This window comes from Massilia mucilaginosa (genome assembly GCF_011682145.1).
GTDB lineage: Bacteria > Pseudomonadota > Gammaproteobacteria > Burkholderiales > Burkholderiaceae_D > Telluria_A > Telluria_A mucilaginosa.
Map to the genome: position 1 here is coordinate 39,088 of NZ_WHJH01000006.1, position 22,408 is coordinate 61,495.

Sequence of the window (22,408 nt, forward strand, 5' to 3'; positions counted from 1 at the left end):
CCCGGCCCCACTCTTTCTAAGAGGTAATCAATGGTCACACGTAAAAAAAGCGGACCGTCCACCGACGGCGCAGGTTCCGTTCTCAGCACCGTCGCGGGTCCCTCGGACCCGACCCTGCCCGGCAGCCTGGGCACCAGCAACCCGATCGCGGAGCGCCTGCTCGAAAAAGCCGGCGGCCAAGCCGACCTCGCCGACGAGCGCCCCTTCAACGCCACCAAGCCGCTCGAATACGGCGCCGAAGCGCTCACGCCGCATACCGGCGAAGCCTACGCCCCATCGACGCCGCTGGCCACGGCCAGCACCAGCACCGAGAACATCGCCTCGCCCAAGGTCGGCGCCGGCATCCCGCACCTGGGCGACAACGCCCTCAACAGTTCGCTCGACCGCGTGCGCGCCGACGATACCGAACAGCGCCTGACCACCAACCAGGGCATTCCCGTGTCCAGCAACCAGGACTCGCTCAAGATCGGCCTGCGCGGCCCGATCGCGCTGGAAGACTTCGTCATGCGCGAAAAGCTCACGCATTTCGACCATGAGCGCATCCCGGAGCGGGTCGTGCACGCGCGCGGTTCGGGCGCCCACGGCTACTTCGAATCGTATCAGGACCTGGGCCAGCTGACACGCGCCGCACCTTTCGCCTATGCCGGCAAGCGCACTCCGGCGTTCGTGCGCTTTTCCACCGCCACCGGCGAGCGCGGCTCGCCCGACACCGCGCGCGACGTGCGCGGCTTCGCGGTCAAGTTCTATACGGACGAAGGCAACTGGGACCTGGTTGCCAACAATATGCCGGTGTTCTTCATCCAGGACGCGATGAAGTTTCCCGACGTCGCCCACGCACTCAAGCCCGAACCGCACCACGGCATGCCGCAAGCGTCCAGCGCGCACGACAGCTTTTGGGACTTTGCCTCGCTCAGCCCGGAAATCACCCACATGCTGATGTGGCTCATGTCCGACCGCGCCATTCCGCGCAGCTACCGCATGATGCAAGGTTTCGGCGTGCACACCTTCAAGCTGATCAACACCAGCGGCGAGGTGCGCCTGTGCAAATTCCACTGGACCCCGCTGCAGGGCACTCACTCGCTGGTCTGGGACGAAGCATTCAAGCTGCGCGGCCTCGATACCGACTTCCACCGGCGCGACCTGTGGCAAGCCATCGAAGCGGGCAACTTTCCCGAGTACGAGCTGGGCCTGCAAGTGTTCACCGAAGAGCAGGCCGAGAGCTTCCCCTTCGACATCCTCGACCCGACCAAGCTGATTCCGGAAGAACTGATCCCGGTGTTCCCGGTCGGCAAACTGGTCCTGAACCGCAACCCGGACAATTTCTTCGCCGAGACCGAACAAGTGGCCTTCTGCACCCAGCACATTGTTCCCGGCATCGACTTCAGCAACGATCCGATCCTGCAGGGCCGCAATCATTCCTATCCGGATACCCAGATTACGCGCCTGGGCGGCCCCAACTTCCACGAAATCCCGATCAACGCGCCGCTGGCCGACGTGCACAACAACCAGCGCGAGGGTTTTCACCGGCAGACGATCAACCGCGGCCGGGTCAACTACGAACCCAACTCGCTGGCCGGCGGCTGCCCGTTCCAGGTCGGCCGCGCCGGTTTCGTCAGCGTGCCCGAGCCCGTCAGCGGCAACAAGGTGCGCGGCAAGCCGGAGCTGTTCGCCGACCACTACTCGCAGGCGCGCCTGTTCTGGATCAGCCAGAGCGCGCCCGAGAAAGCCCACATCATCGACGCCTTCCGCTTCGAACTCACGCGCGTGGAAACGCTGGCGATCCGGGTGCGCATGGTGGCCGGGCTGGTCAATGTGGACGCGACCCTGGCGCACGCCGTCGCCTGCGGCCTGGGCATCGCCGTGCCGCCGCCGCTGCCGCTGGCCACCAGCCTGCCGCTGCCGGGCTACGCGCCCTCGCCCGCCCTGTCCCTGCTCAGCCGTCCCGGGGTCACCGGCATCCGCACGCGCCAGGTCGCCATCTTCATCGCGCCCGGCGTCGATGGGGCCGCCGTGCGCGCGGTCTACACGGCCTTGCTGGAAGCCGGCGCCGTGCCGCGCCTGGTGGGCCAGCGCCTCGGACAGGTCAGCTCGCTCGACGGTGTTGCGCTCCATGTCGAAACCACCGTCGACGTCACGCCCTCGGTGGTGTACGACGCGATGGTCGCGCCGGGCGGCGACGATGGCGTGATCGCACTCGGGCGCGATGCGCGCGTGATCGACTTCGTGCGCGAGCAGTACCGCCACGGCAAGCCCATCCTGGCCCTCGGCAACGGCGCCGCCCTGCTCGCCAGCGCCGCCATCCCCACGACCCTGCCGGACGGCTGCGGCGACCCCGGCATCGTCAGCATGGACCCGGCGCTCGCCACGCTGGCAATCGGCCAGTTCAAGCTGGCGCTCGCGCGGCACCGCACATTCGAGCGCGCAACCGATCCGCCGGCCGTATAAGCGGCATGGTGTGTGGTAAAGCCGGCATGCGCCGGCTTTTTTGTGCAGCGCAAAATAGTGTCGCCATCCGCCCCATCCTGCTGAGTTCAGGCAAGAAAGCCGATAAAGTAGCAGGAGGCGATACCAAAATCACATCCGTACCAATGACATCGGCCCTGTCGCAAAACAAGCTCACGTGAATTGCTCACAACCATCCATCGTGTTCTGCCGCGCGGCGGTGTATCATTATTGCCTACAACCAAGATCGCCTTTTATTAACCCATTGCCTTGAAAAAAGGTAACGACGGAGAGCTGTTCGCGTGTTTACTTCAAGTTACGAAACCAATGTCGGCATAGGCGTTTTTATCATTTTGTTGCTCTACGTGGCGTATCGCGTGGTGATCTACAAGTTGCGCGAACGCGAGATCAAGGCCTTGCAACAACGCGATGAACCGTCCATGCTCGATGCTAACGAGCAGGCAAAGAATTTCGCGCGCATCCAGGCCGAGAAGGAAGCCGCCGAGGAAGCCGCGCGCGTCGAAGAGGCCCGCCTGATCGCCGAAGCGCGCGCGCAAGACGAACAGAACCGCCTGGCGGCGCTGGAACAAGCGCGCCTGGAGGAAGAACGCCTGGCTGCCGCCGAACAGGCGCGCCTGGAAGAGGTGCGCGAGGCCGCCCGCCTCGACGCCGAACGCATCGCCGCTGCCGAGGAAGCGGCGCGCCTGGAAGCCGAGCGTCTCGCTAGCGCCGAGGCCGAGCGCCTGGAAGCCGAACGCCTGGCCGAAGAAGAGCGTCTTGCCGCGGAAGAAGCCGCGCGTGCCGAAGCGGCGCGCGCCGCCTTCGACGCGGCCGTGCGCGTGGAAGCGGAACGCATCGCCGCCATCAATATCGCCCGCATGGAAGCGGAGCGTCTGGCCGCCGAAGAAACCGCCCGGCAAGAGGCCCAACGCCTCGCCGACGCGCAGGCGGCGCAACTGGAAGCGCAGCGTCTGGCCGATGAGCAGGCCGCGCAGGCGCAAGCGAAGCGCATCGCCGATGAGCAGGCGGCGCAACTGGAAGCCGCACGCCTGGCCGATGAGCAAGCCGCGCAACTGGAAGCCAAACGCCTCGCCGACGAGCAGGCCGCAGAGCTGGAAGCCAAACGCCTGGCCGACGAACACGCGGCGCAGCTGGAAGCACAGCGCATCGCCGCCGAGCAAGCCGTGCAACTGGAAGCGCAGCGTGTTGCCGATGAGCAGGCTGCGCAGCTGGAAGCCGAGCGCATCGCCGCCATCGAAGCGGCCCAGCGTGAAGCCGAGCGCATCGCTGCCGAAGAAGCCGCCCAGCGTGAAGCCGAACGCATCGCTGCGGCCGAAGCCGAGCGGATCGAAGCCGACCGCCTGGCTGCGGAACAGGCGGCGCGCGTGGAAGCGCAGCGCCTCGCGGACACCGAGGCTGCACGCCTGCAGGCCGAACAGGCGGCAGCGGAAGAAGCTGCACGCGTCGCGGCTGCGCAAGCGGAAGCTGCGCGCGTGGCTGCTGAAGAAGCCGCTCGCGTGGATGCCGAACGCCTTGCTGCGGAACAGGCTGCCCGGCTTGAAGCCGAGCGCGTCGCTGCGGAACAAGCCGCGCGCCTGGAAGCTGAACGCGCCGCCGCCGACGAGGCAGCACGCGTGGCGGCTGCCAACAGCGCCCCCGCTGCCGCGCCCGAGGTAGCCGCTCGCGCCGCCCCCGCACGCGTGCACCAGCCCAAGGTCGCCACCGACACCGTCGTCATGATCGCCGACGATTCCAAAGTGGTCCGGGTAAAAACCAACCGCTTGCTGGTCAACAATCAGTTCCAGGTCGCGCAGGCCGAAGACGGCCTCGACGCAATGAAGCAGATCGCCGAGCGCATGCCCGACGTGCTCATCACCGACGTCGAAATGCCCGGCATGAATGGCTTCGAGCTGACCAGGCACGTGCGCCAGAACCCGCTGACGGCGCACATTCCCGTCATCATGATCAGTGCCGAGGAAAGCTACCAGGTCAAGGCCGCCGAAGCCGGTGTCGATGTCCTGCTCGGCAAGCCGTATTCGGATGCCGTCATGCTCGATCACATCCAGCGCTTCATGCGCGAGGGCCGCGCCTGACCCGTCCGACGGCCGATCATCCCGACCAAAACCGCCATCCCTGCAAACGCAGGCATGGCGGTTTTTTCTTTCCGTCCAACCCTCCTCGCGCCCACGCGGCACTGTCGGATATCTTTACACCGCAACTGTCAAATCCGCCCTTGTTCAAAATTTAATGTTTAGTAACAAGGGCTTAAATTTCAGGCGCGAAACTTGCTTTTAGAATACGCTTTTACGAGTGAGCCATGCGGGCAATGCCCTATTGCACCAAGCATGGTTAAAAATATACCAATAGTCTGATTCTAATCAGCGACACCTTGAAAAGCGGAAATGAAAACCTTAAAACGTCTCTTGAAGATCGCGCCGGTCCTGCTGTGCGCTTACGCCGGCTCTGCCCAGGCACTCGTCATCAACTTCACCCCGGCCCCCGGCATGGATCCGCTGGCGCTGGCCGGCTTCCAGGCCGCCGCTGCGCGCTGGACCAATGTGTTGCACGATAACGTGCAGGTCAACCTGAACATCGGCTTCCTGGAGCTTGAGGCGGGCGTGCTCGGTTCGACCGGCTCGACCCAAGAGCTGTTCAGCTACGACGACTACCGCAACGCGCTCGCCAAGGATTCCTGGAGCACCAGCGACAAGCAGGCCGTGTCGAACCTGTCGACCAGCAGCTGCCTGAACGTGATCATGAACGGCACCGGCACCAACCCGTCGGGCATCGGCAGCGCCACGCCCTTCCTGGACGATAACTGCGACGATAACAACAACAGCATCCGCATGACCCGCGCCAACGCGCGCGCTGTCGGCCTGAGCGACGCCAAGGACGATGTCTCGGACGGTGAAATCAATTTCAGCAGCCTGTTCGACTGGGACTTCGATCCCGACAATGGCGTCGACGGCAAGGCCTACGACTTCATCGGCGTGGCCGCGCACGAAATCGGCCATGCGCTCGGCTTCATCAGCGGCGTCGACGTCCTCGACTACAACCGCGACGGCGACTATGCCGACTCGGAGTTCAGCTACATCGCCCCGGGCGACCTGTATCGCTGCTCGTCGCACAGCAAAAAGAAAGCGGCGGACCTGGACTGGTCGGCCGACACGCGCACCAAGTTCTTCTCGCTCGATAAATGCCAGACCACGCTGGCGACCTTCTCCACCGGGTCGGTGTATGGCGACGGCCAGCAGGCCAGCCACTGGCAGGATGACATGAATCTGGGCCTGCTCGACCCGACCGCCGGCCGTGGCGAAAAACTCGGCCTGTCGCCGCTGGACTTGCAGTATTTTGACGTGATCGGCTGGAACGTGAACGCGGTTCCGGAGCCGGGCGCGCTGGCGCTGTTCATGCTTGGCCTGGCTGGCCTGGTCGGCGTGCGCCGCAAGCGTTGATGCTAAGCTAAGCTCCGTCATTCCCGCCACTGGCAGAAATGACTTCCCGCGCAGGCGGGAATGACGTGGCGCAGGGGGCGCAATGCCCTCCTGCGCCGGCACTTACTCTCCCAACGACTCGAACGTCAAGCCACCACCCTTGACCCGCACCGGAATGGTGTCCTTCGGTCCGAAGCGTCCCGACAGAATCAGCTTCGACAGCGGATTTTCGATCTGCTGCTGGATGGCGCGCTTGAGCGGCCGCGCGCCATACACCGGGTCGTAGCCCGCCTCCGCGATCTTCTGCAAGGCTTCATCCGAGACGTCGAGCGTCATCTCCATCTTCGCCAGGCGCTGCTCCAGGTGCTTGAGCTGGATCTTGGCGATGGCGCCGATGTTCTTCTCGTCGAGCGCATGGAACACCACGATCTCGTCGATCCGGTTGACGAACTCCGGCCGGAAGTGCGAGCGCACCTCCGCCATCACCGCCAGCTTGACCACGCCCGGATCGTCGCTGTCCATCGACTGGATCTTGTGCGACCCGAGGTTCGAGGTCATCACGATCACCGTATTCTTGAAGTCCACCGTGCGCCCCTGCCCGTCCGTCATGCGGCCGTCGTCGAGCACCTGCAGCAGCACGTTGAAGACATCGCTGTGCGCCTTCTCGACTTCATCGAGCAGGATCACGCTGTACGGTTTGCGCCGCACCGCCTCGGTCAGATAGCCGCCTTCGTCGTAGCCCACATAGCCCGGCGGCGCGCCGATCAGGCGGGCCACCGAATGCTTCTCCATGAATTCGCTCATGTCGATGCGGATCATCGATTCCTCGGTATCGAACAAGAAGCCCGCCAGCGCCTTGCACAACTCGGTCTTGCCGACGCCCGTGGGGCCGAGGAACATGAACGAGCCGTACGGACGGTTGGGGTCCGACAGGCCCGCGCGCGAACGCCGGATCGCGTCGGCCACGGCGACGATCGCCTCGTCCTGCCCGACCACGCGCTCGTGCAGCTTCTCTTCGATGTGCAGCAGCTTGTCACGCTCGCCCTGCATCATGCGCGAGACCGGAATGCCGGTCGCGCGCGAGACCACTTCGGCGATTTCTTCGGCGCCGACCTGGGTGCGCAGCAGCTTCGGCTTGGCGTTTTCGGCGGCCTTGCCGGTGTCGGCTTCGGCATGCTTGAGTTGCGCTTCAAGTTCGGGCAGCTTGCCGTACTGGAGTTCCGATACCTTCTGCCAGTTGCTGTTCCTGGTCGCTTCTTCCATCTGCAGGCGCACCCGCTCGATTTCTTCCTTGATGTGCGTGGTGCCCTGCACGATCGCCTTCTCGGACTTGAGGATTTCCTCGAAATCGTTGTACTCGCGTTCCAGGCGCGCGATTTCATCGTCGATCAGGTCGAGGCGCTTGCGCGAGGCGTCGTCCTTTTCCTTCTTGACCGCTTCGCGTTCGATTTTCAGCTGGATGATGCGGCGTTCCAGCTTGTCCATCACCTCCGGCTTGGAATCGATCTCGATCTTGATCTTCGAGGCCGCTTCGTCGATCAGGTCGATCGCCTTGTCCGGCAAGAAGCGGTCGGTGATGTAGCGGTGCGACAGTTCGGCCGCCGCGATGATGGCCGCGTCGGTGATCTCGACCTTGTGATGGAGCTCGTATTTGTCTTGCAGGCCGCGCAGGATGGCGATGGTCGCCTCCACGCTCGGCTCGTCCACCAGGATCTTCTGGAAGCGGCGCTCCAGCGCGGCGTCCTTCTCGATGTACTTGCGGTACTCGTCGAGCGTGGTCGCGCCGACGCAATGGAGCTCGCCGCGCGCCAGCGCCGGCTTGAGCATATTGCCCGCGTCCATGGCGCCTTCGGCCTTGCCGGCGCCGACCATGGTGTGCATCTCGTCGATGAAGACGATGGTCTGGCCTTCATCCTGCGCCAGCTCCTTGAGCACTGATTTGAGGCGCTCCTCGAACTCGCCGCGGAACTTGGCGCCCGCCAGCAGGGCCGCCATGTCGAGCGAGAGCACGCGCTTGCCCTTGAGCGAATCGGGCACCTCGCCGTTGATGATGCGCTGCGCCAGGCCTTCGACGATGGCGGTCTTGCCCACGCCAGGCTCGCCGATCAGCACCGGATTGTTCTTGGTACGCCGTTGCAGCACCTGGATGGCGCGCCGGATTTCGTCATCGCGCCCGATCACCGGATCGAGTTTGCCCAGGCGGGCGCGCTCGGTCAGGTCGAGCGTATACTTCTTGAGCGATTCGCGCTGGCCTTCGGCGTCGGCCGACTTCACGCCTTCGCCGCCGCGCACGGCCTGGATCGCCGTCTCCAGCGCTTTGCGGGTCAGGCCGTTCTCGCGCGCCAGGGTGCCGGCGTCGGACTTGTCTTCGGTCAGCGCCAGCAGCACCATCTCGCTCGAGAGGAACTGGTCGCCGCGCTTTTGCGCTTCCTTGTCGGCCAGATTGAGCACGCCCACGAACTCGCGCCCCGCCTGCACCTGGCCGCCGTTGCCGGACACTTTCGCCAGGCGCTCCAGGGAACTGCGCAGGGCCGTGGTCAGGCTGCCCACGTTCACGCCGGCGCGCTGCAGCAGCGAGCGCGCCGCGCCGTCGTCCTGGTTCAACAGGGCCGACAGCAGGTGGACCGGTTCGATATACTGGTTGTCATTGCCCACCGCGAGGCTTTGCGCATCGGACAGCGCTTCCTGCAGTTTGGTGGTCATTTTGTCTTGGCGCATGGTCGAGCTCCACATAAAGTGTGATTAACTTGATTGACAGATTGGGCCACGCCCGACTTTTTCAAGGCGCAGCCCCCTGGACGGCGCACTGCCCATGATATTCTTTCATCATTGAAACTTTTATTGGACTGCCGCCTTGTCTATTTCCCGATTCAGCGCCCTGGGCGCCCTCCTCCTGGCCGGCGCAAGCTGCGCAGCCGCCCCGGCGCCCTCGCCCGTGCGCGCCGACGCGCTGACCCAGGCCGACGCCGCGGCGCGCTCGAAACGCATCGCCAACGTGGCCTATGTGCTCGACTTCACGCTGACCGGCGCCGAGACCTTCAGCGGCGCCAGCACCCTGCGGTTCGACCTGGCCGACACGCGCGCGCCGATCACGGTCGATCTCGACAAGGCCAGCATCGCCAGCCTCGCCGTCAACGGCGTGGCGGTGACGCCGCAGTACAACAAGGCCTACATCACGATCGCCGCGCGCGACCTCAAGGTGGGGCGCAACAGCATCACCGTGAGCTACCAGCGCGCGCACAGCACCAATGGCGAAGGCCTGCACCGCATGCTCGACCCGGTCGACGGCAAGGTCTACACCTACTCGCACTTCGAGCCGGCGGCGGCGCAGCAGATGTTCGCCCTGTTCGACCAGCCCGACCTGAAAGCGACCTACCAGCTGACGGTGACCGCGCCGGCCGACTGGCAGGTGGTGTCGACAAAACGCGAAAGCGCCATCGAAGATCGCGGCGCCACGCGGCGCTGGACCTTCCCGGCCACCAGGCAGCTCTCCGCCTACAATTTTTCGATGCACGCCGGCCCGTACAAGGTCTGGGAAGACAACAGCGGCCCGTATCCGATGCGCCTGCTGGCGCGCCAGTCGGTGGCCGCGCAAGTCTCGCCCGCCGACTGGTTCAAGTACACCAGACAGGGCCTGGCCTACTTCGACAACTACTTCGGCATTGCCTACCAGTTCGAAAAATACGACCAGGTGCTGGTGCCGGACTTCCTGTACGGCGCGATGGAAAACGCGGCGGCGGTCACCTTCGCCGAAGACGGCTTCCTGTACAAGGCGGCCATGACCGAGGCCCAGCGCGAAAGCCTGGCCGAAGTCATCCTGCACGAGATGGCGCACCAGTGGTTCGGCGACCTGGTGACCATGAAATGGTGGAACGGCCTGTGGCTCAACGAAAGCTTCGCCTCCTTCATGGCGACCATGGCGACGGCCGAATCGACCGAATTCACCGGCGCCTGGCAAACCTTCTACGCCGAAGGCAAGCAGGAAGCCTACGTGCAGGACCAGAGCCCGGCCACGCACCCGATCGAGGTGCCGGTGGCGTCGACCGCCAACGCCTTCGACAACATCGATGCGATCACCTACTCGAAAGGCGCCTCCACCCTCAAGCAGCTGCGCCATCTGCTGGGCGAAGAAGTATTCCGCAAGGGCGTGCACAACTACCTCGTCAAGTACCAGTACAAGAACGCGCAGCTCGACGACTTCATCGGCAGCCTGGGCGAGGCCGCCGGGCGCGATCTCACGCCGTGGACCCGGCAATGGCTGTACAAGGCCGGCGTGAACACGCTGGCGGCCGACTACCGCTGCGGCGCCGGCAAGATCGCCAGCTTCACCCTGCGCCAGAGCGCCCCGGCCGCGCTGCCGACCCTGCGCGAACAGCGCGTGCAGGTAGCCACCTTCGTGTTTGACGCCGGCAAGCTCGCTCCAGCAAAAACCGTGGCTGTCACCTACAAGGGCGCTGCGACCCGCGTGCCCGAACTGGTGGGCAGCGCCTGTCCCGACCTGGTGTATCCGAACTACCAGGACTGGGGCTACGTCAAGGTCAAGCTGGACAAGCGCTCGTTCGCCTCGGCCAGCGCGCACCTGGGCGCCATCGACGAGCCGCTGCTGCGCGCGATGATGTGGCAAAGCCTGTGGGATGGCGTGCGCGATGGCGAACTGCCGCTGGAAAGCTTCATCCAGACCGCGCTGGCCAACGCTCCGCTCGAAAAGAACTACAAGCTGCTCGGCGACGTGCTGGCCAAGGTGGCCGGCGCCAAGTACTACATCGACGTGATGCACGCGCCGCCGCGCTACGCCCAAAAGACCGTCGCCGCACTCGAAGCGATGACGTGGCGCGGGGTCGAAGCGGGCAAGGGCAACGCCAACTTTACGCACCGCTGGATGGACGCCTACCTGAACGCGGCCACCAGCGCGCAAGCCCAAGAGCGCCTGGTGTCGATCCTGGACGGCGCGACCGTGCTTGACGGCGTGCCGCTCGACCAGGACCTGCGCTGGAAAATCATCGAAGCGCTCAGCCGCGCAGGCTACGCCGGCAGCGGCGCGCTCATCGCGGCCGAACAGGCGCACGACAATTCCGATGCCGGCCAGGCCGCCGCGCTGCGCGCCACCGTGATCCGGCCCGACGCCGCCGTCAAGCGCCAGTGGCTGGCCACGATCATGAACCTGAAAACCACGCTGCCGTTTTCGCGCGTGCGCACGGCGATGGAAAACCTGTATCCGGCCGAGCAGCGCGTGCTGAGCGAAATGAGCGCGGCCGAGCGCCTGCGCCAGTTGCCGGCGCTGGACAAGGCCGCCGGCCCGGTCTACATGCGCAGCTGGGCCGCGACCCTGATACCGAAGGACTGCACGCCGGCCAGCGTGGCGCGCCTGGCCAGGGCCGGCAAGGAGTTGAAGGGATTATCGGAAGGGACCATGCGCGCGCTGCGCGACCAGCATGAAAACGAGCGGCGCTGCCTGGCGGTGAGAAAGGCGATGAAGTTCCCGCGGGAGTGATGGATGCCGGCCAGCGGCCGGGCCGGGCCGCTGGACCTTGAGCGCAGGCTTATTCCTTGCCCGAATCGACGTACACGTTGGCGTCCTGCGACAGCGCGACGTCGCGCACGTTCTTTTGCACCGCCACCGCCGCAAACAGGCTCAGGACGAAAGACATCGCATAAAACCCCTTTTCGCTCGGCGCCAGCGTGGCATTCCACAGGCCCACCGTCAACAGCAGCACCGACAGCAGCAGCGACACCCAGCACAGCGCGAAGTAAATGGCGGTCACCTTCACGCCTTCGAGGCGGTCGCGCACCGATTTTTGCAGCGACACGGCGGCAAACAGCCCGTACATCAGCAAGGTGAAATAGTAGCCGCGCTCATTGAGCTGCATCGTCGAATTCCACAGCCCGACGAGGAAGGTGCCGGCACCGACGAACAGGGCCGCCCACGATGCGCCGATAAAGGCCCCGGTGGGACGTTGCGGCAGTTGCTTGGACATTCAATTCTCCTTGGTTTGACATCACGTGGACAAAGCGCGCCAGCTGGCATGGCCGGCGATACAGCAGATAATCGAGCCGGCCAGGTGCAGGGCCGAATGCGCCAGCGCCCAGCCATAGTCGCCGCGTTCGAGCAGCACCATCGCCTCGCCCGAAAAGGTGGAAAACGTGGTCAGCCCGCCCAGGAAACCGGTCACCGCGAACAGCCGCCATTCGGGCGGCAGCTGCGGATGCGCGCCAAACAATCCCAGCGCCACGCCGATCAGATAGCCGCCGGCCAGGTTAACGGCCAGGGTGCCGAGTTGCAGCTTCGGGTGCCAGGCGCCCATCCACAAGCCCAGAGTCCAGCGCAGCCACGCGCCGAGCGCGGCGCCCACGCCGACGGCGACGAAGTTCACCCGTTGGCCCACTTGGCCAGCGCGGCGTCGTCGGTCACGCGCGCGTCGACCCAGCGCGCGCCATCGGGGGTTTGTTCCTTCTTCCAGAACGGGGCGTCGGTCTTGAGGTAGTCGATGATGAATTCGCAGGCCGCAAACGCTTCGCCCCGGTGCGCGGCGCTGCACGCCACCAGCACGATCTGGTCGAGCGGCGCGAGCGGACCGACCCGGTGCACCACCAGCGCGCCGTACAGGGGCCAGCGCTCGCCAGCCTGCGCCACGATCTTTTCCAGCGCCTGCTCGGTCATGCCGGGATAGTGTTCGAGCTCCATCGCGGCCACGCTGGCGCCGTCGTTCATGTCGCGCACCGTGCCGACAAAGCTGACCACGGCGCCGATGCGCGCATCCTGCGCGCGCAGGGCCGCTATGTCGGTGCTCAGGTCGAAGTCGGCGGTCTGGACCCGCACCGCCATCATTTGGCGTCCTTCGATTTGTCGTCCCTGACAATACGCGTGAACAGGTGTTCGATGCGCGAGGCGGTGCGGTCGTCCACCAGCGCCGGCATGGCGCACAGTTGCAGGAATTGGGCGGCCTGGTTGCCCGGCTTTTGCCCGGACTTGAGCGAGGACTGCAAGGTTTCGACCTGGAGTTTCAGGCGCTCGCGCGCGAACTCGCTGCCGCTGTCGATGCCGGCCGCGATTTCGAGACGGAGGATTTCGTGCAGCAGCGCAGCGCGGTTTTTCTCGAGCAGCGCGGCAAACGCGGCGCGGCCTTCGCCACGCGCCGCCAGCGCCGCGTCGAAGCGCGCTTTGAGCGTGCGTTCGTGGTTGGCGTCCAGCGCCGGCAAGGCGCTCCAGCGCGCGGCCCAGTCGCAGCTAGCGGCCAGCTCGCTGCCGGCGGCGACGGCCGCTTCGAGTTCCTGGCACAGGCGCAGCTTGTCGCGCAGCGCGCTGGCCTGGGCCCGGCTGGCGTCGCGTTTGGCGGCATCGACATGGTGCTGCAATGCGGCGATGGCGGCGTGGTAGCGTTTCTCGACCTTCGCTTCGTTGGCGCGCGGGACGGCGCCGATGGCGTTCCATTCGGCCGCCGCTTCGCGCAGCAGCCTGGCGGCGTGGGCGGCGGCGTCAGGCTCGCCGGCGGCAAGTTCGAGGCGCGCGCTGATGGCGTCCTTGGCTTCCTGGTGGCTGCGCCGTTCGGCGTCGGCGGCGTTGGCGCTTTCTTTGCGGCGCGCGAAGACGGCGTCGCAGGCGGCGCGGAATTTCTGCCACAGGGCTTGCTCGGACTTGCGTTCGAGCGGCAGCGCCCTGGCGTGTTCCTGCCAGCGTTCCTGCAAGGCGCGCAGGGTGTCGAGCGCATGGCGGTCATGCGCGTCGAGCGCGGCCACTTGGGCGATCATCGCCTCGCGTTCGGCCACCTCGTTCTTGCGCTGCTGTTCCAGCGGCGCCTGCAAGGTGTTGAGCGCATCGGTGAATTCGTGGTCGAGGCGCTTCTTTTCCTTGCGGTCGATCGCGCCCAGGTGGCTCCACGCCAGGCGCATGCGCTGCACGGTGGCGGCCATGTGCTTCCAGTCGACGCTTTCGCCTTCGGCCAGCTTGGCGGTTTCTTGCGCCGCCTCGGCGATCAGGGCTTGCGCCTTGGCCGCGTTGGTGTGGCGCTCGTCGGCCAGGTGCTTGAAGTGGGCCGCGGCCGGCGCGTAGGCGGTGCTGCAGGCGGCGTCAAAGCGCTCCCACAGGCTCTTCGGCGCGGCGCCCGACAGGGTGTCGAGCGCCTTCCAGCGTTCGCGCATGCTGCCGACCTTTTTCGCCAGTTCGCTCATCGCCAGTTTTTGCGTGCCCAGCTGCTCGACCGCCTTGATCAATTCTTCGCGCGAGACATTGCCGCCCCAGCGCGCCCAGTCCGACAGGCGCTTGAGTTCGGCGCGCGCGTGCGCCAGGCGGTCCGACAGGGCGGGCGTGAGGCGCGTGCCCTTGCTGTCCTTGAGGATCTTGTCCATCTCGGCCGCGCTGCCGAGCGAACCGTGTTGCAAGGCCGCTTCCATGGCGTCGAGCGCGTCGAGGAAATGCTGGTCGGGCGCTTGCGCGGGGGCGTTCTTGCGCGGCTCCCTGGCCGGCTTGCCGGGCGCGGCGACCGGCGCCGGCAGCAAGGCAAGCAACTCCTCGAAGCGCTGCTGCAAGTCGGCCGCTTCGCCCGCCGGGGCCGGCGGCAACTGCTGCCAGGCTTTCTTGAGCTGCTCCTGGTTGAACGCGCCGGGCGGCGTGGCGCGCCATTCGGCCAGCGCGGTCTCACGCGCGATCACGGCCGACTGGCCTTGTTCGAGCGCGCCGAGCGAGGCCGTCAGGCGCGCGTGCTCGGAAGCGAATTCGTTGGTCAGGCTGCGCGGCAGCGAGGCGTGTTCCGGCGCGGCCAGGGCGGCGGCCTGTGCCTGCGCCATCTGTTCCAGCCGTTCGCCCAGCTCAAAGGCGCGCAGGCCGCTTGTGCCCAGGGCGCGCAAGGCGCCCAGGCTGTCGATCATGGAGCGCTGCAAGGTCATCTGCGCTTCGAGGCGTTGCGCCAGCTGCGCGCGGATGGCGTTGAACTGCTCGGCCAGTTCCCGGGCGGCGATCACCGACCAGCGGCGGTCCAGGTCGGCTACCTGGTTGGGCGAGAGTTTCTCGTCCTTGAGCAGGGCCTGGGCCTGGTCGATGCAGGCCTGGCCACGGGCCAGCTCGGCCTGGTGGTGGCGCAGCGCGTCCAGTCGCGACTGCATGAGCTTGGCGACGCGGCGGTCGGTGTTGCGCATGGCGGCGTGGACTTTTTCGAGCTGGGCCGCTGTATGGACGTGCTCGGCGGCAGCCAGGCGCAGCTCGGAGAAATCGGATTGCAGGATGAACTCGACGGCGGCGGCTTCATCGCCAGCCAGCGCGGCTACCTTTTCGGCCTGCTGGGCACGCAGCACGCTGGTCTGCGAGGGCTGCGGCGCCGGATTCGGGCTCGCCTGCGCGGACTTCCCGGCAGGGGTGTCGGACTTGTCGGCCGGTCGCTTGAAAAGGAATTCGAACATGACGTGATATCAACCATTCAAAACCACCATGATAGCAAGAATGGCGAGGAAAGCACGCGATCGGATCGAGTATTCACTGCCGATACGACGGGTGGCATCGGCCGCCACGGTTGCTGGCGGCGCGCCGACGCATTGAGCGGCCGGCCGTCAGTGGGCCGGAAGGGTGGCGAAGCGGCGCCGGCCCGCGTCGTCGGCGCGCGCGGCCCCACGCTCGTGCCCGTACCCGGCCGTGCCGATGGGCGCCCGCGAGGGCTTGCGTTCTTGCTCGTACGCATCGTGCACCAGCATCTGGTTGGCGATTGAAAACCACGCTTCGCCGGAAATCACCGCCCGCGCCACCGGGAACAGTTCTTTTTCCTCGCGCTCGAGGCGCTTGAGCGTGGCGCTGCAAAAGGCTTCGAGCGCGGCGCAGAACTGGGCCACGCCGGCATAGGTGTCGAGCGCCGTGACGCCAAGGCGCACTACCAGCACGCCCACCGCGTCGGCGGCGGCCCGGCCCAGTTCTTCCAGGTCGAGCAGCAGCCGCTCGGCGGCGGGACTGGCCTTGCGGATGGCCGGCACCAGGAACATGTCGATCTTGCGCCAGTGACAGTTTTCGTAAAGGCGTTTGACCATCTCGCATGCGGCGCTTACCTGCCCGGCGGCCAAGGCATTCTGGTGCGCGAAGGCCGCATGTAGCATCTTTTGCAAGGTCTGCACTTGCTTGCGAATATTCGCTTGCTCGACAGACAGTGCAACCAGGGTATATGTCGCCGTTAACATTCGTTCTCCTCAGAAGAGCTGCATACGCAAGATCCGGACGCTGGCAGCCAGCTATTGTGGCGTGGTGTGTTCAGGCCGGCTTGGAGAATGGCCCCTGAAGTTGCTTTTTATGAACTCTTGCATCGGCCCGGAGAAACCAGTGTAAAGAACTCCGACACCGTCCGTTTGATCTAGCGCAAGGCGTGCGTCATCAGCGAGTTTCTTGTCGGCACATCGCAACGTGGCGCAGGGTATTTGGTAACGAAACACCACGCTTTGTTCTTGTCTCCAAGATTTTTTCGCGTGCGCCAGGCACACCGCCTGTATTTGCGCGCAGAATGTAAGTTAGCGTGCGGCGCCATGTCAAGCAGTTGCGCCTGCACCATGTCTTTTGATGCCACTCAACCATCAGGGGGACGCCTATTCCTTCCGCCAGCGCATTTCGCCGATCAGCCAGGCGCCTGTTCCGGGTCCTGCTGCTCCCGTGCTTCGCGCTCGCGCTGGTGGGGTCCATGTGGTTCACCCTGTTCCACCATATGCGGATCGAGCGCGACGCCGCCCATCACGATGCGGTCCTCGGCAGCCAGGCGCTGGCGCGCGTGCTGTCGGAGCACGTCAGCCACATCCTGCGCCAGAGCGACCACGCGACCCAGCTGTTCAAGCTCAAGTTCGAGGAAACCGGCGGCGCCCTGCGCCTGGCCGAGTTCAGCCAGCGCAACGGCCTGCTCGACAGCGTGCTGCCGGCCAAGCTCAATCTGCCGATGGCCCTGGTCGCGAGCGACGGCACCCTGCGCGACAGCGCCAATGGCTTCCATGCCGGCGCCGCCGCCGGCGCCGCGTGGTTCCAGGCGCTCGCGCGCGGCAGCGGCGAGGCACAGTTCTCGACCCCGTTGGTCGAGCCGCGCAGCGGCAAGTGGATGATCCAGATCGCGCGCCGCCTGAACGATGGCGCCGGCCGTTTCGCCGGCGCCATCGTGATCATGATCGACCCGCTGTACTTCGTCGACGACTACGACCGCGTCAACGTCGACGATGAAGCGGCCCTGTTCCTGTGGGCGCACGAGGCCAAGCTGAGCATCGGACGGGTGGACGAACACCTGTTCGTGGGCGAACGCCTGGGTTTTCGCGCGCGCAGCAAGGGCTCGGACGAACTGGTGCCGACCACGCCGCCGGACCGCATCGCGCGCATCTACAGCTACAGCGACATGGACCGCTACGCGCTGGTGGCGGTGGTCGGCGTCACCGAGCGCGCCGCGATGGAAAAATTCGAACGCCACCGCATCCGCTACCTGACGATGGCGCTGGCCGCGACCCTGGCGATCGTCTTGATCACGGCGCTGCTGATGCACCAGAGCGCGCGCCTGCGCGCCAGCATGCGCGCCGCGCGCGACGCCCAGGCCACCTCGCGCGCGGCGGCCGAGGGCAGTCTCGATGGCGTCATGTTCCTCAAGGCGCGCCGCGACGCCCAGGACGTGGTCGCCGATTTCACCGTCACCGACATCAACGACAAGGGCGCGGCCCTGTTCGGCCACACCCGCGCGGCCATCATCGGACAAGGCATCCTGCCGCTGCTGCCGGTCGGGGTGGACCCGCCGTTCCTGGCGCGCTACGCGCGGGTGCTGGGCGAATCGCGCCCGCTGGAAGAAGAAGTCGAACTGCGCACGCCGGGCGAGCGAGCGCTCTGGATCCGGCACCAGATCGTGCCGCTGCCCGACGGCGTGGCGGTGAGCTGGCGCGACATCAGCGCGCGCAAGCTGGCCGAACTCGAAATCAGCGGCAACCGCGGCTTCTTGCAATCGCTGATCGAACACCTGCCGCTGCTCATTTACGTCAAGAGCGTGCGCCCGGCCAGCTTCGGCACCATGGTGGTGTGGAACAAGGCGGCCGAAGCGGCCACCGGCTACGCCGCCGAGGATGTCATCGGCAAGACCGACTGCACCGCCTTCGCGCCCGATTTCGCCCTGTGCAGCGTTGAAGAAGACCGCGCCATGCTGGCCAGTCCGGCGGTGGTCGACCTGCCGGAAAAGCCGCTGCGCCGGCCCGACGGCGAATTGCGCTACCTGCACACGGTGTCGGTGCCGCTGTTCGACAGCGCCGGCGCCATCGAGTACATCTTATGCATCGCCGAAGACGTCACGCGGCGCCATGAGCAGGACCAGAACCTGCGCAACAGCGAAGCGCAGCTGACCGCGATCACCAATGCCTCCCCGCTCGGCCTGATCCGCGCCGACCTGCGCGGCCACTGCACCTACGTCAACCGCATGTTCGAAACCATCACCGGCCTGACGCGCGCGCAGGCGCTGGGCAGCGGCTGGAAAGACGCGCTGCTGCCCGAAGAACGCGACAGCCTCGACACCATTTTCCTGCATCAGCGCAGGACCACCGAGCCGTTCAAGAAAGTGGTGCGCTGCCAGCATCCGGACGGCAGCGTGGTATGGGGCTCGCTCAAGGTAGCGGCGGTCCGCATCGGCGAACGCATCGAAGGTTTCGTGGGCACCATCGACGACATCACCACCCTGCGCGAAGCCGAGATGGCGCTGCGCGAAAGCGAGGCGCGCCTGCGCACCATCGCCGACACCTTGCCGGCCATGGTGGCCTACATCGACGCCAACCAGGTCTACCGCTTCCACAACCTGGCCTACGACCGCGAGTTCGGACGCGGCGGCACCCAGGTGCCCGGCATGACGGTGCGCCAGACCGTCGGCGAGAAACGCTTCGCCACGCTCGAACCGTACATCCTGCGCGCGCTGGGGGGCGAGACCCTGGTCTTCGAAGAACACGACGGCAGCGAAGGCAGCGAGCGCGCGCTGGAAGTGACCTACATTCCGCAACTGGGCGAGGACGGCGTGACGGTGGTCGGCTTTCACGTCATGCGCCAGGACATCACCTCGCAAAAGCGCGAGAAGAAGCGCCTGCTCAAGCTGGCCCAGGTCGACGCGCTGACCGGGCTGGCCAACCGCGCCGGCTTCCTGCTCAAACTCAGCGTGGCCATGCGCGAAAGCGCCGACGACGGCCAGTTGATGGCGCTGATGTACATGGACATCGACCATTTCAAGCCGGTCAACGACACCCATGGCCACCATGTGGGCGACGCCCTGCTCAAGGCGTTTTCGGCGCGCCTGACGCAGACCCTGCGCGCCAGCGACACGGTGGCGCGCCTGGGCGGCGACGAATTCACCATCATCATGGAAAAGCTGGCGCGCCCGGAAGACGCGCAGGCGATCGCGGCCAAGATCGTCAGCGCGATGCAGGCGCCGTTCGAGCTGGGCATGGTGACGGTGTCGGTCTCGGCCAGCATCGGGCTGGCCTACTTCAGCGGAGGCACCCCGGATCCGGACGCGCTGCTGCAGCAGGCCGACATGCAGCTGTACCAGGCCAAGCAGGCCGGGCGCAACACCTGGCGCGCGGCGGCCTGATTCTCGCCTGGCGCACCCTCGGAACGCCACTGTAGTTGTGACAATTCGAGAGCGTTGGCACGCCGCCGCGGCGCATACCCGGTGCTGGAGCGACATCAAGCCGGACGATCCCGTCTTCAAGGCCTTGATGCGGGTCGATTTTCAGCGGGCGGTATCGGACCGCGCCCGCCAGCCTGACCGTCGCTGCCGCTGCCGGCGCCCGGCTGGCGCTGCGCCGGCAGGCATCCGGCGTAGCCGGGCCATGGCCGCACGCAGCGCCAGGCCGGGGGCGCGGCCCTGGTGATGCCGCGCCGGTACAGCAGCTTGCCATGGAGGTCGTAAAACTCGGCGCTGAAACGGTTGCCGTCGATGCTGGCCCACAGGAAGCCGGGCGTGCGGTCGTAGGCGAAGTGCACCGGATTGGCATCGCGTCCGACCAGTTGCGTGGTTTTCGAGCCGGCCCCGGAGACGATGAATTCCGTGCCGCAGCGCGCCGCCGGCCATTGCAGGTTGTGGTCGTGGGCGCTGAGGACGATGTCGGCGTTGCCGCAGATGATGTCCTCGAACAGGCGCTTGAGGGGCGCGCCGTTGACGATATCCGGGCAAAGATTGCCGCAGCCTTCATAGTTGCCCGCATTGCCGTGTTGGCCGTTCGACAGGTAGGGATGGTGTCCGGCAACGATCTTCCATTTCGCCCCGGAAATAGCCAGCGCGTCGGCCAGCCAGGCGCGCTGCGTGTCGGTGTTGACGCCCTGCAGGTAGCCGGTGGTGTCGAGCGCAAACAGGGCCACCTCGTCTTTCTGGACGTGATAGAACGGGTGCGGCATTTTCCAGCGCGCCGAGCGCCAGGTGTAGGCGATCTGGAACTGCGGCTTCCAGTAATCCAGGGGCGGATCGCCGTAGTCGTGGTTGCCCAGCATGGCATAGAACGGCAGGTCGAGGCCGGCGTAAGGCAATTCGAATTTTTGCCGGAACTGGGGATCGTCCGGGCTGGTGATGCCTTGGCCGCAGAAATTATCGCCCAAATAGATCACGAAATCGCAGCCCTTGCGCGCGCACAAGGCCGCCATGGCCTTGCCGTTCGCGTACTGGGCGCGATTGCCTTCGCCGGCGTCGCCCAGGGCCAGGAAGCGCACCGCGGCAGTGGCCGGCAGGGCCAGCGCGGCGCACAGCAGCGCGCAGATCCAAGGTCTTAGTCGAGCAAGCATGGCGGGGCCTCCCGGTTGAGCGTCCGGTTTGACTGTAGCAGCAGCGTCAGGATGGCTGCTGAGCGGGCACAAGGCCAGAATTGTCGCCAGCGCATTTGTTGGCGGTGATTGAGCAAGCGGGCGTTGCGGGGCATCGTGGCGGAAAAGGCGCGAGGATGGCCCGGGGGCGGGAACTCGGACGATGCGCGCATGTCCAACTTCTGTCGCAGGCAGTTGGCTGGCGTTTTTGCAGGCCGACGCTGCGGGAACGGCAGGCGCGCGGGGGCATTCCGGCCCAATTGCGCCAGACCGATATGGCATGCATGAACAATGGGGAGCAACGCATGAGCCCATCCAATGAAAACAGTGGCGCTACCGCGTGGAGCACGGAACGTTCATCGCCCGCAGGCACGGCACCGGAGCAAAGCCGGGATCAGGCCGCAGTCACAGGTCCGGCGCCATCTTACTCGACGCATGTCCATCTGAACTATGTAGCGACCTTGCATGAAACGGGCAACCGTGGTGAAGACAGAAAAGTCCATCAGATCCGCTATTCCTACGGTTCCGAAATGAGAACGAGCAGTTCCGACCCGCAGTCGCACATGTTGATTACGTGCAAAATCGACGTCAAGGGTGACGCTGATGAGGTGCGCGTTGACATCGACGCAAGCGCTTCGGAAGCCGAGCCAGTGGCGTCGCCCGATACGCCTCATCGGCCAGGGGACACGGAATCGGCTGAAGATGCCTTGAAAACCGTGCGTGAACAGCGCTCGGCAGCGCTCAAGGAAATGTTCGGCGCCTGGAAAGATCGAGACGACACCCCCAAAGACGGTCTTCAATATCAAATCGAGTCGAGGGCTGAATGGCCTTAGTCTTGTTCGATACAAATATCGTCATCGACGCTTTGAATGGCACTGCTCAAGCCAGTCAAGAGCTGGAGTATTACGCCAATCCAGCCATCAGTACGGTCACGTGGATGGAGCTGATTGCGGGAGCTTCACTCTCGGAGCAGCCTCGCGCACGGGCTTTTCTGATCAAGCTGGGATTTGAAGTCATCCAGACCAATGAAGCGATCATGCATGAGGCCGCGGCGCTCCGCAGCGCAGCGCAAGTATGCTCAGGCCGCCGAAAATTCCATTGCTGGACGCGATCATCAAGGCCAGCGCAGCTGTAACGGGACGGCTGATCATCACCCGAAACAAAAAGGACTTTGTCGGCCAGAATATCCGTGTTCCCTATGAACTGGAAACACAAACGATCATAAAAGTAATCAACGTTATGCCGCCGCCTCCGCCATGACGCGTTGGTGAAACGCCTACGAAGAAGTCAAGCAGATGGCAGCGGGGTAATACGCTACGTCAACGGCGTAGCGCCCGTCGGCTACGCAAATCCTCCCGCTGAGTAGTTCACCTACCGGCAGTCGTTCCGCGCTAACGTTTCTGCGCTGAACGGGCTACGTCGGCGTGGCCTTCATGCCGTGTTGCCCAGCTCGCTCACCGAAGCGGGCGCCACGACTTGCCGCACGAACCAGTCGCGCTGCTCCAGGTCGCAACCCTGCTCACGCAACAAGGCGACGATGGCGCTCTGCCCGCTGCGGACCGCCTCGAACAAGGGCAGGCGGGACCCATCGTCGAGATGATCCGGGGCGACGACGTCGGCGAAACGGCTGGCGCCGGCTTGCTTGCACTCATCGACGATGGCCGCGACGGCCGCTGCATCGCCGGCCGCGATGGCGGTTTTGAGTTGTTCACGCAGAAACAAAGGAGTGTGCATGCGGCGCGCCTGTCGAATGAAGTGGAATGTTGTTGGTTGTGCCAAA

Annotated in this window: 15 protein-coding genes; 7 read left to right on the forward strand and 8 right to left on the reverse strand. The window is 65.5% G+C overall.

Annotated elements, in window-relative coordinates; genetic code table 11:
• The first annotated feature begins 30 nt into the window (after positions 1 to 30).
• The 3 genes from F2P45_RS07895 (at position 31) to F2P45_RS07905 (ending at position 5,897) form a co-directional block, all read left to right on the forward strand.
• On the forward strand, positions 31 to 2,445 hold the full coding sequence (locus F2P45_RS07895) for a catalase (RefSeq protein WP_166872503.1): 2,415 nt from the start codon (positions 31 to 33) through the stop codon (positions 2,443 to 2,445).
• A 299-nt stretch (positions 2,446 to 2,744) separates the two neighbouring features.
• Complete coding sequence (locus F2P45_RS37225) at positions 2,745 to 4,535, forward strand: response regulator (RefSeq protein ID WP_166872506.1); 1,791 nt, start codon at positions 2,745 to 2,747, stop codon at positions 4,533 to 4,535.
• Positions 4,536 to 4,844: 309 nt separating this feature from the next.
• Positions 4,845 to 5,897, forward strand: a complete 1,053-nt coding sequence (locus F2P45_RS07905; RefSeq protein WP_166872509.1) for an NF038122 family metalloprotease — start codon at positions 4,845 to 4,847, stop codon at positions 5,895 to 5,897.
• Between the two features lie 102 nt (positions 5,898 to 5,999).
• Here F2P45_RS07905 and clpB read toward each other — a convergent pair whose 3' ends face one another.
• Positions 6,000 to 8,594, reverse strand: coding sequence for an ATP-dependent chaperone ClpB (gene clpB, locus F2P45_RS07910; protein ID WP_166872511.1), 2,595 nt, complete (start codon positions 8,592 to 8,594; stop codon positions 6,000 to 6,002).
• A gap of 136 nt (positions 8,595 to 8,730) precedes the next feature.
• Between clpB and pepN the strand changes: the two genes are divergently transcribed.
• Positions 8,731 to 11,367 (forward strand): aminopeptidase N, encoded by a 2,637-nt coding sequence (gene pepN / locus F2P45_RS07915; protein ID WP_188130114.1) that lies wholly within the window; start codon positions 8,731 to 8,733, stop codon positions 11,365 to 11,367.
• Positions 11,368 to 11,416: 49 nt separating this feature from the next.
• On the opposite strand, the gene yiaA is transcribed toward pepN, so the two are convergent.
• The 5 genes from yiaA to F2P45_RS07940 form a co-directional block, all read right to left on the reverse strand.
• On the reverse strand, positions 11,417 to 11,851 hold the full coding sequence (gene yiaA / locus F2P45_RS07920; RefSeq protein ID WP_166872515.1) for an inner membrane protein YiaA: 435 nt from the start codon (positions 11,849 to 11,851) through the stop codon (positions 11,417 to 11,419).
• A gap of 21 nt (positions 11,852 to 11,872) precedes the next feature.
• A complete protein-coding gene (gene crcB, locus F2P45_RS07925) occupies positions 11,873 to 12,247 on the reverse strand; it encodes a fluoride efflux transporter CrcB (protein WP_166872518.1) in 375 nt (124 codons plus the stop codon).
• Complete coding sequence (locus tag F2P45_RS07930; protein ID WP_166872521.1) at positions 12,244 to 12,702, reverse strand: molybdenum cofactor biosynthesis protein MoaE; 459 nt, start codon at positions 12,700 to 12,702, stop codon at positions 12,244 to 12,246. The genes crcB and F2P45_RS07930 overlap by 4 nt, the downstream gene beginning before the upstream one ends.
• Positions 12,699 to 15,266, reverse strand: coding sequence for a DUF349 domain-containing protein (locus tag F2P45_RS07935; RefSeq protein ID WP_166872524.1), 2,568 nt, complete (start codon positions 15,264 to 15,266; stop codon positions 12,699 to 12,701). Before F2P45_RS07935 ends, F2P45_RS07930 begins: the two co-directional genes overlap by 4 nt.
• Before the next feature lie 147 nt (positions 15,267 to 15,413).
• On the reverse strand, positions 15,414 to 16,028 hold the full coding sequence (locus F2P45_RS07940; protein WP_166872527.1) for a hypothetical protein: 615 nt from the start codon (positions 16,026 to 16,028) through the stop codon (positions 15,414 to 15,416).
• Between the two features lie 491 nt (positions 16,029 to 16,519).
• Between F2P45_RS07940 and F2P45_RS07945 the strand changes: the two genes are divergently transcribed.
• Positions 16,520 to 19,423, forward strand: a complete 2,904-nt coding sequence (locus F2P45_RS07945; protein ID WP_166872530.1) for a PAS domain S-box protein — start codon at positions 16,520 to 16,522, stop codon at positions 19,421 to 19,423.
• A 116-nt stretch (positions 19,424 to 19,539) separates the two neighbouring features.
• On the opposite strand, the gene F2P45_RS07950 is transcribed toward F2P45_RS07945, so the two are convergent.
• The gene (locus F2P45_RS07950; RefSeq protein WP_166872533.1) at positions 19,540 to 20,610 is read right to left on the reverse strand and encodes a metallophosphoesterase; all 1,071 of its coding nucleotides are present in this window, start codon (positions 20,608 to 20,610) and stop codon (positions 19,540 to 19,542) included.
• A gap of 323 nt (positions 20,611 to 20,933) precedes the next feature.
• On the opposite strand from F2P45_RS07950, the gene F2P45_RS07955 reads away from it, so the two are divergent.
• Together F2P45_RS07955 and F2P45_RS07960 are read left to right on the forward strand one after the other, a co-directional pair.
• Positions 20,934 to 21,461 (forward strand): hypothetical protein, encoded by a 528-nt coding sequence (locus F2P45_RS07955; protein ID WP_166872536.1) that lies wholly within the window; start codon positions 20,934 to 20,936, stop codon positions 21,459 to 21,461.
• Between the two features lie 2 nt (positions 21,462 to 21,463).
• Positions 21,464 to 21,763: a PIN domain-containing protein gene (locus F2P45_RS07960; protein WP_223164692.1), complete on the forward strand. Its 300-nt coding sequence runs from the start codon at positions 21,464 to 21,466 to the stop codon at positions 21,761 to 21,763.
• Positions 21,764 to 22,059: 296 nt separating this feature from the next.
• Here the strand turns inward: F2P45_RS07960 and F2P45_RS07965 are convergent, their stop codons facing one another.
• A complete protein-coding gene (locus tag F2P45_RS07965; RefSeq protein WP_166872542.1) occupies positions 22,060 to 22,362 on the reverse strand; it encodes an ankyrin repeat domain-containing protein in 303 nt (100 codons plus the stop codon).
• Positions 22,363 to 22,408 lie beyond the last annotated feature (46 nt).

Excerpts from the sequence above, each read along its gene's own strand:
- F2P45_RS07895 (WP_166872503.1), top strand. The coding sequence starts at position 31 with ATGGTCACACGTAAAAAAAGCGGACCGTCCACCGACGGCGCAGGTTCC.
- F2P45_RS07905 (WP_166872509.1), top strand. The coding sequence starts at position 4,845 with ATGAAAACCTTAAAACGTCTCTTGAAGATCGCGCCGGTCCTGCTGTGC.
- clpB (WP_166872511.1), bottom strand. The coding sequence starts at position 8,594 with ATGCGCCAAGACAAAATGACCACCAAACTGCAGGAAGCGCTGTCCGAT.
- yiaA (WP_166872515.1), bottom strand. The coding sequence starts at position 11,851 with ATGTCCAAGCAACTGCCGCAACGTCCCACCGGGGCCTTTATCGGCGCA.
- F2P45_RS07930 (WP_166872521.1), bottom strand. The coding sequence starts at position 12,702 with ATGATGGCGGTGCGGGTCCAGACCGCCGACTTCGACCTGAGCACCGAC.
- F2P45_RS07935 (WP_166872524.1), bottom strand. The coding sequence starts at position 15,266 with ATGTTCGAATTCCTTTTCAAGCGACCGGCCGACAAGTCCGACACCCCT.
- F2P45_RS07940 (WP_166872527.1), bottom strand. The coding sequence starts at position 16,028 with ATGTTAACGGCGACATATACCCTGGTTGCACTGTCTGTCGAGCAAGCG.
- F2P45_RS07945 (WP_166872530.1), top strand. The coding sequence starts at position 16,520 with ATGTGGTTCACCCTGTTCCACCATATGCGGATCGAGCGCGACGCCGCC.
- F2P45_RS07950 (WP_166872533.1), bottom strand. The coding sequence starts at position 20,610 with ATGCTTGCTCGACTAAGACCTTGGATCTGCGCGCTGCTGTGCGCCGCG.
- F2P45_RS07955 (WP_166872536.1), top strand. The coding sequence starts at position 20,934 with ATGAGCCCATCCAATGAAAACAGTGGCGCTACCGCGTGGAGCACGGAA.
- F2P45_RS07965 (WP_166872542.1), bottom strand. The coding sequence starts at position 22,362 with ATGCACACTCCTTTGTTTCTGCGTGAACAACTCAAAACCGCCATCGCG.